Consider the following 17730-nt stretch of genomic DNA (forward strand, 5'->3'; position numbering starts at 1 on the left):
GCCCTTATCTATCCCAAAGCAATAGCCCGGCGAGGTTGGGCTCGTCGGGCTATATTGCTGCGTGATGAAAGAGCCGGCGTGACGCAGCGGGCGTTTTGTACGTTTACAAAATGCGTTCCGGCGCGCGGCTGGAGAGAATTTTAAATGCCAGAGGAGAAATTTTCAGGATCTCCCTGTCTTCCGGCGCTAGCTTGGTACGGATTGCTTCGTCGTGCCCGTTTAAAAGCTTCGCAGCCCAGTTCGGGTCGATCAGGGCGGAACCGCCGACGGCGGCGATATCCGAGTGTTCGAGGGCCTGCTGTACGTCGCTGCGGGTCTGGATGTTGCCGACGGAAATGATGGGCAGCCGGCCGCGGACGGTTTCGTCAATATGCGCGAGAATCGGCTTGCCGCAGTATTCCGGCTCGGTAACCGTGCTGGTAATATGGCTTTGGGAAATATGCAGGTAATCCAGCTTCAAAGAGGCGAGCTTGTCTACGAGGTACAGCGTATCGCCGAGGGCAATGCCCGGCGTCCATTGCTCGCGCGGAGACAGGCGATAGCCGACGATAAAATCTTTGTCTCCCATTTCCCGGACTGCGTCTAAGACGGCGTCGGCGACGGCCAGGGGAAAGGCGGCGCGGTTTTCCAGCGAGCCGCCCCAGCAATCGGTCCGATTGTTGGAATGGGGAGAGAAAAACTGATGGATAAGATAGTTATTGGCCCCGTGGATTTCTACGCCGTCAAAGCCGGCTTTCATCGCGCGGACGGCGGCGCCTTTGAAATTTGCAATGACTTCGGCAATTTCTGCATCAGTCAAGGGACGTGGCGTACGGTATCCTTTCAAGGGCGCGGCGACGTCGCCGGCCGATGCTAAATCATAGCCGAAAATAGCATCCTCTTCGGCCATGCGGCCGGCGTGGAAGATCTGCATGATCGCCTTAGTGCCGTTTCGTTTGATTGCGGAAGCCATCTTGGACAGGCCGGGAATAAATGAATCGTCGTAAATGGCTTCTTCACCGAGCCAGCCGCGGCCGTTCGGCTGGATGTAGGAACAGCCTGTAATGTACAGGCCCACCTCGCCCGTACGGGAGGCGTAATAGTCGACTTCCTGCGGCGTGACATAGCCGTGGGGGTCGCTGAGGCAGACTGTAAGCGGAGCAATGGCCAAACGGTTTTTCAGCACAACGCCGTTGGGCAGCGTCAGTGTATCGTGGAATGAACGCATCGTATCACCTCTCTATACCATATAAGTTGATTAAAAAAGTATAAATTTATAGGGCCATTATATCATGAAACAGAGGCGATGCAAAGAGTGCCGATACAGTTCGTCATAAAAGGCACCGTCATTGTCATAGTGAAATCAGAAGCAATCAATGATACAATAAGAAGAACACCGAATCTTGTTGTCGTCGGCGAAGGAGGCATAGCTGTACGGTATGGAACAGAATAAACGCGGGGGCGCGGCGCCCGACTGCATTCAGATACGGGGCGCGCGAGTCCATAATTTAAAAAATCTCGATATAGACATCCCTTTGGGGAAGTTGGTAGCCATAGCCGGCGTATCCGGCTCAGGGAAATCGTCGCTGGCCTTGGGCGTATTATATGCCGAAGGGTCGCGGCGGTATTTGGAAGCCTTGTCAGCCTATACGAGGCGGCGCATGACCCAGGCAGCGGAAGCGAAGATCGACAGCATTGAAAACGTGCCGGCGGCCTTAGCCCTTCATCAGCGGCCGGCTGTGCCGGGTATCCGCAGTACCTTCGGCACGGCGACGGAACTGCTGAACAGCCTGCGCCTATTGTTTTCCCGTCTCGGCAGCCATCGTTGTCCCAACGGCCACTATTTAGAGCCGTCGGCTGCCGTGGCTATGGGGAAAAGGCTCGTTTGTCCTGTATGCGGCGTTGCATTTGACGGTCCGGCGGCGGAGGATTTTTCTTTCAACAGCGGCGGAGCCTGCAGGACCTGCGGCGGCACGGGCATCGTGCGGACTGTCGACGAGGCGTCGCTGGTTCCCGACGAATCCTTGTCCATCGACGAGGGAGCTGTCGCGCCGTGGAATTCTCTCATGTGGTCCCTTATGACCGACGTGTGCCGGGCTATGGGCGTCCGTACAGACGTGCCCTTTTCGGAACTGACCGATAGGGAACGGGACATCGTCTTTCACGGCCCGGCAGTTAAAAAGCACATCTTTTATAAGGCGAAGAGCAGCAACCAGGCCGGCGAACTGGACTTTACCTATTACAATGCCGTGTATACCGTAGAAAATGCATTGGCGAAGGTCAAGGACGACAAGGGTATGAAGCGCGTAGAAAAATTTTTAAAGCAGGACGTCTGCCCCGACTGCGGCGGCACCCGCCTTAGCGAGCGGGCCCGGTCGACGCGCCTCTGCGGATTGGATTTGGGTGAGGCCTCGGCGATGACGCTGGATGCCCTTATCCCGTGGGTCCAGGCCGTACCGGCGGCTATGCCCGAATCGCTGCGAGACATGGCTGACAGTATAGCGGCTCAATTTCTCCATACGGCGAAGCGCCTTGTGGAATTAGGTCTGGGATACTTGTCTATCGACCGGGCCGGCGCGACGTTGTCTACCGGCGAGCGTCAGCGCGTCCAGCTGGCCCGGGCTGTTCGGAACCGTACGACAGGCGTGCTGTACGTGCTGGACGAGCCGTCTATCGGTCTTCATCCGGCTAACGTCGACGGCCTTCTGGGGATGCTGGGCGATCTGACTGCACATGGAAACTCCGTCGTCCTCGTAGACCACGACGTGCAGGTCCTGAAAGCGGCGGACTGGCTCATAGAAATGGGCCCTGGAGCCGGAGCGCACGGCGGCCGCCTCGTCTGCGCCGGTACGGTGCAGGACGTAGCTCTGAATCCGTCGTCGCGCATCGGGCCCTTTCTTGCAGGGAGCGGCTCGCCAGTTGTGCGCCGGCGGGCTGATAAAGAAACGATGTTTGATCATGGAACGATACGCATGGTTTCCGGGCCGATTCACACGGTTCAGCCGTTAGACGTCGCGCTGCCCAAAGGAAGGCTAGTCGCTGTGACCGGCGTGTCCGGATCAGGCAAGACGACGCTGATTTTGGAAAGCCTGATACCGGCGCTGCAGCGTCAGGCCGACGGGCAGCCTCTGCCAGGACATGTCCTGGCCATAGAAGGCGGCGGCATACGAAGGGTCCACCTGATCGATGCCGCGCCGATCGGCGCAAATGTCCGCTCGACAGTAGCGACGTACAGCAACGTCCTGGACGACCTGCGCCGGGTCTATGCGGCCCTGCCGGCAGCGAAGGAAAAGGGCTATGGCATGAAGGACTTTTCTTACAATACGGGCTCGCTGCGCTGCCCGGCCTGCGACGGCACGGGACAGATTACGATGGACGTGCAGTTTTTGCCCGACGTGGCTGTGACTTGCCCGGCCTGCGGCGGCTCGCGTTACGGCAAAGAAGCCGCAGCCATTAGACGTCCGGCAAAGGACGGCGGCCAAGGGCTGTCTCTGCCGGAATTGATTGCACTGACAGTGGAACAGGCTTTGGAAGCCGTAAAGAACGTGAAAAAAGTCCGCGACCGCTTGCAGACATTAGTGGATTTAGGACTAGGGTACTTGACCCTCGGCGAAGCGACGCCGGCCTTATCGGGCGGTGAAGCCCAGCGGCTGAAGCTGGCCGCCGAAATCGGCAGGGGACAGGACGAGGCGCTCTTTGTCTTTGACGAGCCGACGATTGGCTTGCATCCCTTGGACGTGCGCAGCCTCATTGCGATTTTTCAGCGCCTCATCGACCAGGGAGCGACAGTAATCGTCATCGAACACGACCTGGACATGATTGCCAACGCCGACTATATCATCGACATGGGTCCCGGCGGCGGTGCGCAGGGCGGCCGCATTGTAGCGGCAGGGACGCCAGGAGACATCGCGGCGGCTCCGCAGAGCGCGACTGGACGATATCTTCGCCCTTTGCTATAATCAGAGCGGCGAATAGTAAGCTGATGAATTTATAGATATGAAATTGGAAAGGAGCATGACGGCATGGCCGAATATATTATGCTGCAGGGGACGAGTTCCCATGTCGGCAAGAGCGTATTAGCCGCGGCACTATGCCGCATTTTTCTGCAGGAAGGAAAGAGCGTCGTCCCTTTTAAGGCGCAAAACATGGCGCTGAACTCCTATGTGACGGCTGACGGCCGGGAAATGGGCCGGGCCCAGGTGGCGCAGGCCGAAGCGGCAGGATTGGAGCCGACTGTCGATATGAATCCTGTCCTGCTCAAGCCTACGGGAAACTCCTGCTCCCAGGTTATCATCGACGGCCTGTCCGTAGGCAATATGTCCGCTAAGGAATACCATAATGGATATGCCTTGGAGGCCTTTTCGGCAGTACAGAACGCCTTGTCGCGCCTGACAAAGGCCTATGACACTCTGGTCATCGAAGGGGCCGGCAGTCCGGCGGAAGTAAATTTGAAACCATACGATATCGTAAATATGCGCGTAGCTAAATATCTGCATGCGCCGGTCCTTCTCGTAGCCGACGTCGACCGGGGCGGTTCGCTGGCAGCCTTGGTAGGTACGCTCGCATTATTGGAGGAAGACGAACGGGATTTGGTCAAGGGGCTCATCGTCAATAAATTCCGCGGCGACGTATCCTTATTTGCCCCGGCCGTAGACTTTTTGGAGAAGAAGACCGGCAAACCCGTCTTAGGCGTCATTCCCTATATAGAAAATTTAAACATTGACGACGAAGACTCGGTGTCATTGGAGGATAAGCCGGCAGATAGACAGGAAGGCGATCTGGATATTGCCGTAATCCGCCTGCCGAAGATTTCCAACTTTACCGATTTTGACAGTCTTCAAGGCGAAGGGGACGTATCTCTGCGCTATGTCCGCGAGGCGGCCGATCTGGGCCGTCCCGACGTCGTCATCCTCCCGGGAAGCAAGAATACCATTGAGGATATGGCCTGGCTGCAAGACAGCGGCATGGCGTCATCCCTTTACCAGGTGCTGTCAGCAGGCGCGCCCGTCGTCGGCATCTGCGGCGGATATCAGATGCTGGGTCGGTATATTTATGACCCGGAGCATACGGAGTCGTCGACGGAAGACATAGGAGGATTGGATTTGCTGCCCATAGAAACGACCTTTACAGCCGGAAAGACCTTGGCCCAGGTCAAAGGCGAATGCTGCGGCCTGCCGTTTTTAGGGCAGGTGCTGTCGGCGGAAGGGCTGGAAGGCTATGAAATCCATATGGGCCATACGGCTGATACCGAAGCAGGGCTGCTTCACCCCATCGTTGTGACGGAGCGGTCTCAGCAGGCCTGCCATGTCGTGCACGGCACGGCGCGACGCGACGGCTTGGTTTGGGGGACGTATATGCATGGTATATTTGACAACGACGCCTTCCGCCGGGATTTCCTCAACTGCCTGCGGCGGCAGAAGGGACTGCAGCCCTTAGCGGTGCGGCGGAATTTCCGGGCGGAAAAGCAGAAGAGCTACGACCGGCTGGCTGCCGTCGTCCGCGCGCATTTAGACATGGATACGCTGCGGCGCATCATGGCTGGGAGGGACTGATCATGGCGGTTATCTGGGCGCTGCTGTTCGACACGCTGTTAGGCGACCCGCGCGTCAAAATACATCCTGTGGCGCTGATAGGGTCGCTTATTGCTTGGCTGGAACGGATATTTTACCGTTCGGCAGCAGGAAAAAAGGAGCAGTTCCTTGCCGGCATGGTCTTGTCTATCATTGTTCTGCTGGCCGTATATGATATCGTTTACGCTGTCATGCTGGGGATATCGTATATAGACAATGCCTATGTATCCTATGCGGCCGAAGGATTTATCTTGTTCTGGACGATTTGCCCCCGCAGCCTGGCCCAGGCGGCCAACGAAATCCGTCATTATTTGCTTCATCACCGCCTGCGCATCGCCCGGGCGAAGGTAGGATGGATTGTCGGCAGGGATACGGAGAACCTGAGCGAGGGCGAGGTCGTGCGGGCGACGGTCGAAACGGTAGCGGAAAATACGATCGACGGTATTTTGTCGCCGCTGTTCTTTTTTGCCCTCGGCGGCGCGCCCCTGGCGGCATGTTACAGAGCGGCGAATACCCTCGATTCGATGATTGGCTACAAGAATGACAAATACTTGTATTTCGGCCGGTTTGCTGCCCGGCTGGACGACGTGCTCAATTACATACCAGCCCGCATCGGCGCATTGCTGTACATCCTGATGGCCGCGTTGCTGCGCTATGACTGGAAGGGAGCGTGGCGCATCGTACGGCGCGATGCGTCCAAGCACCCCAGTCCGAACGGGGGCTATGCAGAAGCTGCCGTAGCCGGCGCGTTAGGCATTCGGCTGGGCGGATATAATTCCTATTTCGGCAAGGTTTCCTTCCGGGCCTATATGGGCGATCCCAGGCACGAGCTGGGGCCCGGCCATATTCGTCAGGCCGTCCATCTCATGTATGCCGTTGCGTTGTCTGCGGCGGCGCTGACGGCGTGGTACTGCTGGCAGGTGGCGTGATGGAATTGATCGTGCGCGTTCCCGGTTCGTGCGGCGAGCTGGCGCAGGGCTACGCCAATGGAGAACCTTTTCTTATTACCTGCCCTATCGACCGCTGCGCCGAGGCCGTTGTCAAAGACGACGGCCTCAGATGTATTGCCGCCGGGGAAAAATCGCGGGCCGCTTTGGCAAAAACGCTGCAGTATCTGGGCGTCAGTCAATTTCCGTTCAGCCTGTATGTGACGTCGGAGCTGCCGGCAGGGAAGGGGATGGCGTCGAGCAGTGCCGACATAGGGGCCGTTGTTGTAGCTGCGGCAACAGCTTGCGGACGGTCGATAACGGAACAGGAAATCGCCTCCATCGCCGCGTCTATCGAGCCGACAGACGGCGTATTCTGCCGCGGCATCGTGGCAATAAATTATCAAACCGGCAACATACTTCATTCTTTTGGCGTCATGCCGGCCCTGGCTATTGCTATGTTCGATTTGGGTGGGACCGTCGATACGCTGGCCTTTCATGAACAGTACGATGAAGCCGCCAGGATGTACAGCATTGACGCGGAGCAGATACTGCCGCTGCTGACGCCGCCATATACGGCGGAAAAGCTGGGCGCTGCCGCAACGCACAGCGCCCTGGCCCATCAGCGCGTCGTCTGTAAGCCGCAGCTGCCGGCGCTGCTGGAACTAGGGAAGGCATTCGGAGCTGTCGGTGTGAATATCGGTCACAGCGGCACGGTTTGCGGGTTGCTGTTTCCAGAACGTTGCTCTTTACAATGGCTTGACGACTGCATGGGACCATACGCAGCGGAACGGCTGGCGGCGGACTATATGGGCGCGGCTTCGTTAAGCGGCGGCGGATGGACTATCGAGAGGAGATGAGGGCCTTGCCCGAACGATTTGAACACGGCGGAAATATATATATACCTATTGATGGTGGGAAGTGGCTGGATTTCAGCGCTAACATCAACCCGCTCGGCCTGTCGGACTCGGTTCGCGCGGCGATTGCGGAGGAAATCGATACCGTCGTCCACTATCCAGACCCGCAGGGACGGCGGCTCAAGGAAGCTTTGAGCAGCTATTACGCCGTGCCGGAAGCCGAGCTTTTGCTGGGGAACGGCGCGGCTGAACTATTTTACGTGTACATGCACTGCTTTCGGCCGAAGCGCGTCCTGATTCCGGTTCCCTCTTTTAACGAATATGAGCGGGCGGCGTTGGCGGCGAGGGCAGATGTAATTTATTGCTATATGAAATGTGAAGATGGCTTCGCCATGCCTGTCGATGAATTGCGCCGGCAAGCCGGCAATGCAGACTGCATTATGATCGGCAATCCCAATAACCCAACGGGGACGCTGACGCCGGCAAGCGACATAGAGTCCCTGGTATGGACGGCGCGGAAGGCCGGGACAGACGTCATAGTCGATGAGTCCTTCCTCGATTTCCGCAGCGATAGCGAGCAGTACGCCGCCCGTTCGCTGGTAAAACAGTATGACAACCTGTTCGTCGTACAATCCCTTACGAAATATTACGCCGTTCCCGGCCTGCGCCTGGGCTTTGCCGTCGTGCCGGAGGGGAAACGCAGGCGGCTGGAAATGCACAAGGATGTGTGGAACGTCAATTGCCTAGCCCAGTCCGCCGGCATCGCCGCCCTGAAAGACAGGGCGTATCAGGAGAAAACGCAACAATACGTGCGGAATGCGGCAATGCGCTTGTACGAAAAAGTACGAGCCATACCCGGGCTGGAGCCGCTGCCGCCGACGGTTAATTTTATGCTGACCGACGCTGCAGGAACGGGACTGACAGCCTGTCATATCGGCGCCGCGTTGCGCAACGAGGGTATACTAATTCGCGATTGTGCTAACTATCCTGGCCTGACGCCCTTTTATTTTCGCCTCGCCGTGCGGACAGAGAAAGAGAATGAAATGCTTTGCAAAGCCCTTAAACATGTTGTTTCTATTGAAAGTTAAAGGACGGTATTTAAATTTTACCGTCTTTTTATTGCCCAACATAAGTTACAAAAATCACGTATTTATTAAATTAAAATTAAAATAAAATTAGAAGAACATTAAAAGTAGGGTTTGCAAATGATTTTTTTTTGATTTTATGATACAATAACATCATAGATTAGATAACGTAATCGCAAAGATTAAATTATTTAATGTATGCTACACTTTATTCCCGTCCTTATTTATATGTAGCGAAAAATTTAAAAGGGTTAGGAGGAATTCATATGGGAGAAAAGAAACAAAACAGAACCGTAGCTATCGGGTTAATGCTGTTCGCCTTGTTCTTTGGCGCCGGCAACTTGATATTCCCGGCATCTATGGGGCAGAACGCAGGCGTGAACGTCTGGTGGGCCGTTTTGGGCTTCGTTCTGACAGGCGTTAGCCTTCCGCTGCTGGGCGTACTGGCTATCGGCTATTCGGGCTGTAAAGACTTGGAGGAGCTGGCAGGCCGCGTGCATCCGAAGTTCGGATTGTTCTTCGCAGTTATTTCATCGCTTACGATCGGGCCTTGCTTTGCTACGCCGAGAACGGGCAGCGTTTCCTATGAAATCGCCGTTCGTCCGTTCTTGTCTGACGGCGGCAGCGACATGGTTATGACCATATTCTTGGTCGTTTTCTTCGTCGTTTCGTGGTGGCTGTCCGTATCGCCGAGCAAGCTCGTCGACCGTATCGGCAAGATTCTGACGCCGACCTTGCTGTTTGTCATTTTAGTTCTTATCGTTAAGTCGTTCATTACGCCGCTCGGCACGCCTCTTGAAGCGACGGAAAAATACGCGACGCCTATGCTGGCGACCGTACAGGGCTTCATCGACGGCTACGGCACGATGGACGCCATCGCATCGCTTATCTTCGCTATCTTGGTCGTAGAATTCGTCGTAGAAGACGGCGCGTCTACGCCGGAAGAAGTGACGAAGGAAGTATTTAAGGCCGGCATCATCGCCGTCGGCTGCCTGGCTTTCGTCTACATCTTTATTTCCAAGATCGGCGCCGACAGCGTTATGGCATTCGGCATTCAGGACACGGGCGCGCCGGTACTTTCCAAGAGCGCTATGATCCTCTTCGGCGACGTAGGGGCTATCATCCTGGCTATCATCGTATTGCTGGCCTGCTTGTCCACGGCTATCGGCCTGATTTCGTCCTGTGCGAGATACTTCAACCGCTTGATTCCGAAGATCAGCTATAAAGGCTGGGTAACGATTTTCTCCGTTTGGTCCTTCGGCGTCGCTATGTTCGGTTTGAAGACCATCATCGTTGCGGCTATTCCCGTTTTGATGTTCATTTATCCGCAGGTTGTCGCCATCGTATTCCTGACGTTCCTGCATAAGTCCTTCGGCGGCCGTCAGTGCGTATACGCCTGGACGATGGGCCTGACGATTATTCCGTCCCTCATCGCCGGTACGCAGACTGCCGGTATTTCCCTCGGCGGCATCGATACATTCTTTAATACGATGGTTCCGTTCCATTCCATCGGTATGGGCTGGATTTCCTTTGCCATCGCCGGGTTTATCATCGGCCTGATTTGGAAGGGCGCAGTAAAATCTAAAGCAAGTTAAGAAAATTTTGTTGTCAACTGCCAAGTGACATGATATACTCTTAGGCAAGCATAATAAAACAGCTCTTAGGAATCCTAATTCTTAGGAGCTGTTTTGTTCATTACGCTGAATTTGTAGTGTAAAGGGGAAAAAAGCATGAACATTTTGCGCCGTAAATCCTTCGAAGATTTGATGGAGACTACGGAAGAAAAAAAATTGACGAAAGCCTTGGGAGCGTTCGACATCACCCTCATGGGGTTGGGAATCATCATCGGGACGGGGATTTTCGTCCTGACCGGCATTGGCGCTGCTAAATATGCCGGCCCTGGCCTGATGCTGTCCTTCGTGCTGGCAGCCGTTACCTGTACCTTCGTTTGCCTGGCCTATTCGGAGTTGGCCTCGTTCCTTCCTGTATCAGGGAGCTCGTATACTTATGCCTATGCGTCGCTGGGTGAAGTATTCGGCTGGTGGGTAGGATGGAGCCTGATTTTGGAATATTCCGTCGGGGCCAGCGCCGTTGCCGGCGGCTGGTCGGCATATTTTGTTGGCATCCTTCATTCGTGCGGCATCGATTTGCCTAAAGCGCTTACGGCCGTGCCGGCGGAAGGCGGCCTCATCAATCTGCCGGCGGCCTTTATCGTACTCGTCACGACGGCGCTGCTGGTAATCGGCGTAAAGGAAAGTACCCGCGTAAACCGTATTCTTGTGTACATTAAAATCGGCACGATTTTCGTATTCCTGTTTTTGGCGGCTCCCCATATTGAGCCGGCGAACTGGCAGCCCTTCCTGCCGTACGGCATTCACGGCGTCGCCGCCGGCACGGCTGTGTTGTTCTTTGCTTACCTTGGTTTCGACGCCTTGTCTACAGCGGCAGAAGAAACGAAAAATCCGAAACGGGATATGCCTATCGGCATCATCGCCGCCTTGGCTATCTGTACGATTTTGTACATCGCCGTATGCGCCGCTATGACCGGCGTCGTGCCGTATCCCCTTCTGGATACGGCTGCTCCGGCATCGTTTGTATTGGAATACATCGGCCTGCATTTAGGCTCGGCTGTCGTTGGCACCGGCGCATTCTGCGGCTTGTCGACAGTCGTGCTGTGCATGCTCTATGCCCAGAGCCGGGCCCTTTATTCCATGAGCCGCGACGGTTTGATGCCCATGAGTTTATATAAGGTCCATCCGAAATTCCACACGCCGTATATCATCCAGATTGTCGTCGGAATTCTCGTTGCCTGCATCGCCGGATTCACGCCGATTCATATCGTCGCCGAAACGTGCAGTGCCGGTACGATTTTCGCCTTCCTGTGCTCGTGCGTCGGCATTCTCGTTCTGCGCCGCAAATACCCGGACAAGCCGAGAGGTTTCCGCTGCCCGGCGGTGCACGTCATCGCTCCCTTAGGGTTTATATTCTGTGCCTTCGTCTTTTCCCAGCTGTCGTGGCATACGCTCGTGCTGTTTGCCATCTGGTCGGTTTTGGGCTTGGTCATTTACTTGGCTTACGGCTATGGCCACAGTACGTTAAACAAGTAAAGCCGTTGGAAAAGGCAGAAGAAACTGCATTTCAAGGGATATATCTGTAAAACTGAAAACACCGCATCCTGCAGTTGTCCTGTGCGATGCGGTGTTTTTGGCTAAGTAAGACCACTAGCCTTGAAACCTTGTGCAGCCCGTTTAGAGCAGCTGTACCTTTCAAAGGATTATCTTTGCAGGTAATGGTATCGTTTTCTTTTTCTCCTGTTTTCAAGCGTTTGATCTATTGTGAGGCTATGAAATGACGTTTTTGCTAAGGGAATGGCAGGAAAATTAAAAATAGGACTTGTAAAACTCCATGAATCTTGTATAATAAATACATGTCATGGGGATGTAGCTCAGCTGGGAGAGCGTACGGTTCGCATCCGTGAGGTCGAGGGTTCAAGCCCCTTCATCTCCACCATGAAAAAGACCCTTAGCGGGGTCTTTTTTTGTGGAAAAATGCATGAAACTAGTGGCATTCTGCCGCGCGGCATGCTATAATACAGTAGCTTATGAGAAGACCTTGCAGGGAGGAAGACAAGCCGTATGAAAGTACAGCAGCGAGTACGAAATACCATATCGGTTTCCATACCGGGAATAGCCGCGCTGAAGCGGATAGAATTATATATGCGGCAAAATCCGGATTTGACGATTGCCTCGTTGTTTGCCTTGGCGACGACGATTGCCGTTCCCGTTTCGCCGGAACAGCTGGTCGGTAGTATCAATGCGCCGCTGCTGGCGACGTTATTCTGCCTGATGGCGATTATTGCCGGCTTTCGTCGCGGCGGCGTCTTGACTTACGCCTACGGGCGCTTGTTTTCCGGAGCCGTATCAGCGCGCCGTCTCGTGCAGTTTTTCGTATTCAGCTGCTTTTTTTTCTCTATGGCCGTGACGAACGACGTGTCGCTCATCATCTTTGTGCCCCTGGCTATTGCCGTGCTTTCAGCGGCAGGCATGGAAGACCGGCTGCTGTTTGTCCTGACCTTTCAGACGATTGCGGCGAATATGGGCAGTATATTGACGCCTATCGGCAATCCGCAGAACCTGTTTATCTATTCCTATTATCAGATGAATTTAGCCGAATTTCTTCGTATTACGGGGCCGCTGACGGCGTTCAGCGGGCTGCTGCTGTGGGCTGTTACGTATTATATTCCCAAGACGGCTGTCTCCGTGCCTGACGGCGATGCGCCGACGATGGGGCGGCGAAAGGGACTGGTCTTTGCCCTGTTGTTCGGCGTGTGTATCTTGGCTGTCCTGCGCCTGATCACGCCGCTGATGATGTTTCTTATCGTCTGCCCGGCCTTGGTTTTAGCGGACAGACGAGTATTTCGCGACGTCGATTACAAGCTGCTATTGTTGTTCATCTTTTTATTTATCGGCGTAGGCAATATCGGCCGTCTGCCGATTATGGCGGCTGGCCCGGCCCAGCTGCTGCAGGGCCATGAATTTATGCTGTCCCTTCTGCTCAGCCAGGTTTTGAGCAACGTGCCGACCGTCGTTCTTCTCGCTCCCTATACGGATGCGGCGCGGGAACTGCTGCTGGGCGTCAACGTCGGCGGCTTGGGTACGATTATCGCTTCCATGGCCAGCATCATCTCTTTTAAGGCCTACTTAGGAACAGCTCATTGCCGTCCTCTGCGGTATTTGGCCTTTTTCACGGCGGCAAACGTCGTGTTTTTAGCCGCTGTCTTGGCAATGGAAAGCGTTTTTATCTAATTCAATACGAATCTACTAAAAGTCATCTGTGGACTTTTCCGGACATTGTCATCTTTTAGCCACACGATTGTCGTCATGCAGTCGTGCGGCTTTTTTGCGTGTAGGAGGTAATTGTATGAACGAAACCTTTATGAAAGAGAAACCGATGTTGCCGCTCATCGCGTCTATGTCGCTGCCGGCTGTCGTATCAATGATCGTCAATTCATTATATAACATTATCGACAGCTTTTTTGTCGCCATGATCAGCGAAGATGCCCTGACTGCGGTATCACTCGTATTTCCCATGCAGAACTTCGTCAACGCCGTGAGCATAGGCTTCGGCGTCGGCCTGAATGCGGTCATTTCCATCTGCCTGGGAGCTAAGCAGAACGATACGGCCCATACGGCGGCGACGCACGGCATGGTACTGTCCGTCGTCCACGGCGTCGTGCTGACAGCCGTGACCTTCGCCCTGATTCCGTCTTTCCTGCGCATGTTTACCGACGACGAGGCTGTCGTATCCATGGGGTTAACCTATGCCTATATTGTCTTTGGATTTTCTACGATATTGACCATCGGCCTGGCCTATGAAAAGATGTTTCAAGCCGTCGGCAGGATGAATGTGACGATGATAGCCCTTATCTGCGGATGTCTGACGAATATTGTCGGCGATCCCATTTTGATTTTCGGTTTCGGCCCCATTCCGGCTATGGGGATTGCCGGCGCGGCCTGGGCGACGGGACTGGGGCAGACCGTGTCGCTGGCCGTATACCTTGCCGTATGCCGGTATAAGCCTCTGCAGGTACGTATTTCGTCGGCTTATTTAGTATGGAATCCCCTGCTGGATAAGCGGCTCTACGGCATCGGCATTCCCGCCGTGCTCAATATGGGCCTGCCGTCGCTGCTCGTATCGGCTCTCAACGGCATGCTGGCGCCCTTTTCGCCGATATACGTCGTCATCCTCGGCATCTACTATAAGCTCCAGACCTTTCTGTATATGCCGTCCAACGGCATCATTCAAGGCGTGCGGCCCCTTATCGGCTATAACTTCGGCGCTGGGGAATACGGCCGCGTTGGCGCGTTGTATAGGACGACGTTAGGGCTGAACAGCCTCATCATGATCGGCGGAACCGTTGTCTGCTTTGCTGTTCCAGATGTACTCATAGGTTGGTTTACGGAAAATCCCGAAACGATACGCCTCGGAGCGTCGGCCCTGCGCATTATCAGCTGCGGCTTTATCGTGTCGGCCCTATCCGTTACGGCGTCGGGAGCTCTTGAAGGACTGGGGAAGGGCGTACCGTCCCTGCTGATTTCCCTCCTGCGCTACGTCGTCGTCATCATTCCGGCAGCGTTTGTCTGTGTCAGCCTGTGGGGCCCCGACGGCATTTGGCACTGCTTTTGGATAGCGGAAGGCGTTGCGGCATTGCTGGCCTTCTTCATCTACAGGAGAACGGCGTCGGCTGCCATGGGGAAGGCAGGTAAATAGCTGGTTTTTTCAGGTATTTTTCTGTATAATGGTAACGATGTCACTTGTATGTCAGCAAGGAGGAACTGCGATGCTGCAAGAAAAAAACGGTATTTTTTATATTACCTTTGATATATTTAAAGCGCTGTCTAATGTGACCGCCGCCGTATCGGCGCGGAAGGGCGGCGTGAGCGGCGCTCCCTTTGCATCTCTCAACATGAGCTTTTCCAGCGGCGACGATCCGCGGCATGTCCTGGAAAACCGCCGCCGCTATTTGTCGGCCCTGCACGTCGTGCCGGAACACATCATCTGCTGCAATCAGGTACACGGCGTCAACGTCGTTCAGGCCGGACGAGCCGACCGGGGCCGGGGGGCCTTGGAGCGGGAGAGCGCAATTCCGTCGTGCGACGGCCTGATGAGCGATGAAGCCGGCGTGCCGCTGACGATGAATTTCGCCGATTGCACGCCCTTGCTGTTCTGCGATCCCGTGCACCATGCTGTCGCCGTAAGTCACGGCGGCTGGCGGGGAACGGCGGGAAACATCGCGGCAGAGACGCTGCGGCGCATGGGCGAGGCCTACGGCACGAAGCCGGATGACGTGCTGGCTGCCATAGGGCCGGCTATCGGGCCCTGCTGCTTTGAAGTAGGGCAGGAAGTCGTCGATGCATTTGCCAAGCTGTTTTCTCCCCTGGAGATGGAAGAACTGACCCGGCCGGCAGGGAATAAATACTATTTCGATTTGCCGAAGGCGAATCGGCTGCTTTTGCTGCGCGCCGGCATTCGGGCGGAGCATTTGGAAGATGCAGGCCTTTGCACCTATTGCCGCGACGACCTCTTTTTCTCGTACCGAAAAGCCAGCAAGGCCGGCGAACAGACGGGTCGCCATATGGCGGTTATCATGTGGAACGAAGGAGACTGAGGCCGTGAAGGATATTCGCATCATTGCAGGACGAGATATTCGGCCTGACGCTGCTACGTCCCTGGCCTTGGCCGGATATGGAACGGACGCAGCCAGTCAGGCCCAGGGCAAGGCCTTATTCGCCGAGCTGGAACGCCCCGTCCGTCAGGCTGTCCGGCCGAAAGCCGCCCTGGCCTTTGCCGACGACGGACAGGGCCGCAGGGGATTGTATGCCGTCCTGACCGCAGGGCCTGCCGTAAGCCGCCAGGCCGCTATGTACGTCGCCCGCAAGGAGTATTCGGAAGCCGTCCTGTTCAGCGCGATGGCGGACAGCTGCTTGTTTTCTTTTGAGAAACAGCTGGGTGAAACGATACGCAGCATTTGCCGTGAACAGGGCTGCGGCATTGCCAGTCGGCATGAGGCCGGCGTGGACTGCGGCTTTTCCCTGCAGGAACAGGCGGTGCAGGCCGTCGAAGCTGGACGTACCTTAGGCGTGACCCTGACGGAGCATCGTATGCTGCAGCCCGAGAAATCCATGGCAATTTTATATGAATTGACAGATGACCCGGACGTATTTCATATAGAACACGATTGCCGGCGCTGCGGCAATGCGTCCTGTGCCTTGCGGAAGGAAGAGACGCAGGAAGAGTATATTCGTTGTCCCAAGGGCATGCGTATCAGCCGATGGCTGCGGCAGCAGGGATATATGGACAGCTTTCCCTGCGGTGAAACGGGCCGGTGCGGAAAATGCCGCGTCCGCGTCGCAGAAGGGACGGTCGCCGTATCGCCGGAGGACCGCGAACTGTTTACGCCTGCTGATTTGGCTGCCGGCTGGCGGCTGGCCTGCAAAGCCGTGCCGTCAGAAGACGTGCAGATTGTGATTCCTAAAAGAAACCGCGGAGTTCTGGCGGCTCTTGGCCGCGACGGCGACGATTATGAAGCGGATATCGGGCACTCGTACAGCCTGGCCGTCGATATCGGCACGACGACGCTGGCCCTTTCCCTGGTAGATACGACGGCAAGACGCACGGTTCATACGATTACGGCGGCCAACAGCCAGCGGGTCTTCGGCGCCGATGTCGTCAGCCGCATACAGGCGGCGAAGAATGGCAAGGGGCCGCAGCTTCGCAAGGCCGTCTGCCATGATTTGCAGCAGATGCTTCGTCAGCTGTGGAATGCCTATCCCCAGGCCAAAGACCGCTGCCTGAAGGCTGCCGTTGCCGGCAACACGACGATGCTCCATTTGCTGATGGGCTGGGACTGCGGCGGGTTAGGTTCCTGGCCGTTTCGTCCCGTATCTTTGGGCGGAGATTGGTACTCGTGGAAGGACGTATTCGGCGAGTACGACGGGTTTTCCAATCAGCCTGTCGCCTTGCTCCCCTGCATCAGCACCTATGTAGGGGCTGATATAACGGCCGGCATTTGGGCCTGCGGCCTCATGAAGCCGGAAGAAACAACGCTTCTGATCGATTTAGGGACGAACGGCGAAATGGTTCTGCGCAGCGAAGCAGGCCTCCTGACGACGGCGACGGCTGCCGGCCCGGCTCTGGAAGGGGGAAGCCTGCAATGGGGAACGGCCAGTGTGCCTGGGGCCATCTGCGGTGTAACGATGAACGGCGTCTGGCCGAAGGTGCGGACTATTGACGGCGCGCCGCCTGTCGGCATTTGCGGCACCGGCGTTATCGAGGCCCTGGCGGGCCTCATTGAAACAGGTCTTGTCGATATGACGGGCAAGCTGAAGGAACCGTATTTTCGGCGGGGCTTTCCTTTGGCGACGACGCTGGACTGTGAGCAAATCGTCATGACGCAGAAGGATATCCGCGAGATTCAGTTAGCGAAAAGCGCCATCCGTGCCGGTATAGAGACACTTCTCTGCGAAGGCCGGATGACATACGAAGATATAGACCGCGTGTATATTGCCGGAGGGTTCGGCTATTATTTGCAGCCGGCCAAGGCCGCGGCCATTGGATTGCTGCCGCCGCAGCTGGTTCATAAGACGGCAGCGGCCGGCAATACGTCCCTGGCCGGCGCTGCCGCCGTACTGGCAGACGAATCGGTTTTGGACGATATGAAGAAAATCTGCCGTCATGCCGGCGAGGTCATACTGGCCAATAATGACTTTTTTCAGTCGGCATACATCGAACACATGAATTTTTAACGCTGCGG

The 17730-nt window shown here is 55.7% G+C and carries 12 protein-coding genes and 1 tRNA gene; 12 read left to right on the top strand and 1 reads right to left on the bottom strand.

The features are described from left to right. Window positions 1-103: 103 nt before the first annotated feature. Window positions 104-1207: an NADH-dependent flavin oxidoreductase gene (locus tag B5F80_RS03095; protein ID WP_087477353.1), complete on the bottom strand. Its 1104-nt coding sequence runs from the start codon at window positions 1205-1207 to the stop codon at window positions 104-106. Window positions 1208-1418: 211 nt separating this feature from the next. Here B5F80_RS03095 and B5F80_RS03100 point away from each other — a divergent pair, with 211 nt between their 5' ends. From B5F80_RS03100 to B5F80_RS03155, 12 genes are all read left to right on the top strand, one after another. Beyond that, window positions 1419-3938 carry an excinuclease ABC subunit UvrA gene (locus tag B5F80_RS03100; RefSeq protein ID WP_087477354.1) on the top strand — a complete coding sequence of 840 codons (2520 nt, stop codon included), beginning with the start codon at window positions 1419-1421 and terminating at the stop codon, window positions 3936-3938. Window positions 3939-4001: 63 nt separating this feature from the next. Further along, window positions 4002-5531: a cobyric acid synthase gene (locus B5F80_RS03105; RefSeq protein WP_087477355.1), complete on the top strand. Its 1530-nt coding sequence runs from the start codon at window positions 4002-4004 to the stop codon at window positions 5529-5531. A gap of 2 nt (window positions 5532-5533) precedes the next feature. After that, window positions 5534-6478, top strand: a complete 945-nt coding sequence (gene cbiB, locus B5F80_RS03110) for an adenosylcobinamide-phosphate synthase CbiB (RefSeq protein WP_087477356.1) — start codon at window positions 5534-5536, stop codon at window positions 6476-6478. Then, window positions 6478-7335, top strand: a complete 858-nt coding sequence (locus tag B5F80_RS03115; RefSeq protein WP_087477357.1) for a hypothetical protein — start codon at window positions 6478-6480, stop codon at window positions 7333-7335. The genes cbiB and B5F80_RS03115 overlap by 1 nt, the downstream gene beginning before the upstream one ends. 5 nt (window positions 7336-7340) lie before the next feature. Continuing rightward, the gene (gene cobD, locus B5F80_RS03120; RefSeq protein ID WP_087477358.1) at window positions 7341-8420 is read left to right on the top strand and encodes a threonine-phosphate decarboxylase CobD; all 1080 of its coding nucleotides are present in this window, start codon (window positions 7341-7343) and stop codon (window positions 8418-8420) included. A 263-nt stretch (window positions 8421-8683) separates the two neighbouring features. Beyond that, entirely contained in the window at window positions 8684-10012 is a 1329-nt protein-coding gene (brnQ, locus tag B5F80_RS03125) for a branched-chain amino acid transport system II carrier protein (RefSeq protein ID WP_087477359.1), read from the top strand. A 135-nt stretch (window positions 10013-10147) separates the two neighbouring features. After that, window positions 10148-11524 carry an amino acid permease gene (locus tag B5F80_RS03130; protein ID WP_087477360.1) on the top strand — a complete coding sequence of 459 codons (1377 nt, stop codon included), beginning with the start codon at window positions 10148-10150 and terminating at the stop codon, window positions 11522-11524. Window positions 11525-11851: 327 nt separating this feature from the next. Next, window positions 11852-11927: transfer RNA gene (locus B5F80_RS03135), tRNA-Ala, on the top strand. A gap of 125 nt (window positions 11928-12052) precedes the next feature. Then, window positions 12053-13222, top strand: coding sequence for an SLC13 family permease (locus B5F80_RS03140; RefSeq protein ID WP_087477361.1), 1170 nt, complete (start codon window positions 12053-12055; stop codon window positions 13220-13222). 115 nt (window positions 13223-13337) lie between these two features. Then, window positions 13338-14687 (top strand): MATE family efflux transporter, encoded by a 1350-nt coding sequence (locus B5F80_RS03145; RefSeq protein WP_087477362.1) that lies wholly within the window; start codon window positions 13338-13340, stop codon window positions 14685-14687. A gap of 70 nt (window positions 14688-14757) precedes the next feature. Next, window positions 14758-15585 (top strand): peptidoglycan editing factor PgeF, encoded by an 828-nt coding sequence (gene pgeF / locus B5F80_RS03150; RefSeq protein WP_087477363.1) that lies wholly within the window; start codon window positions 14758-14760, stop codon window positions 15583-15585. A gap of 4 nt (window positions 15586-15589) precedes the next feature. Beyond that, the gene (locus B5F80_RS03155; RefSeq protein ID WP_087477364.1) at window positions 15590-17722 is read left to right on the top strand and encodes an ASKHA domain-containing protein; all 2133 of its coding nucleotides are present in this window, start codon (window positions 15590-15592) and stop codon (window positions 17720-17722) included. Window positions 17723-17730: the final 8 nt, after the last annotated feature.

It is taken from the genome of Megasphaera sp. An286, assembly GCF_002163455.1.
Lineage (GTDB): Bacteria > Bacillota > Negativicutes > Veillonellales > Megasphaeraceae > Megasphaera > Megasphaera stantonii.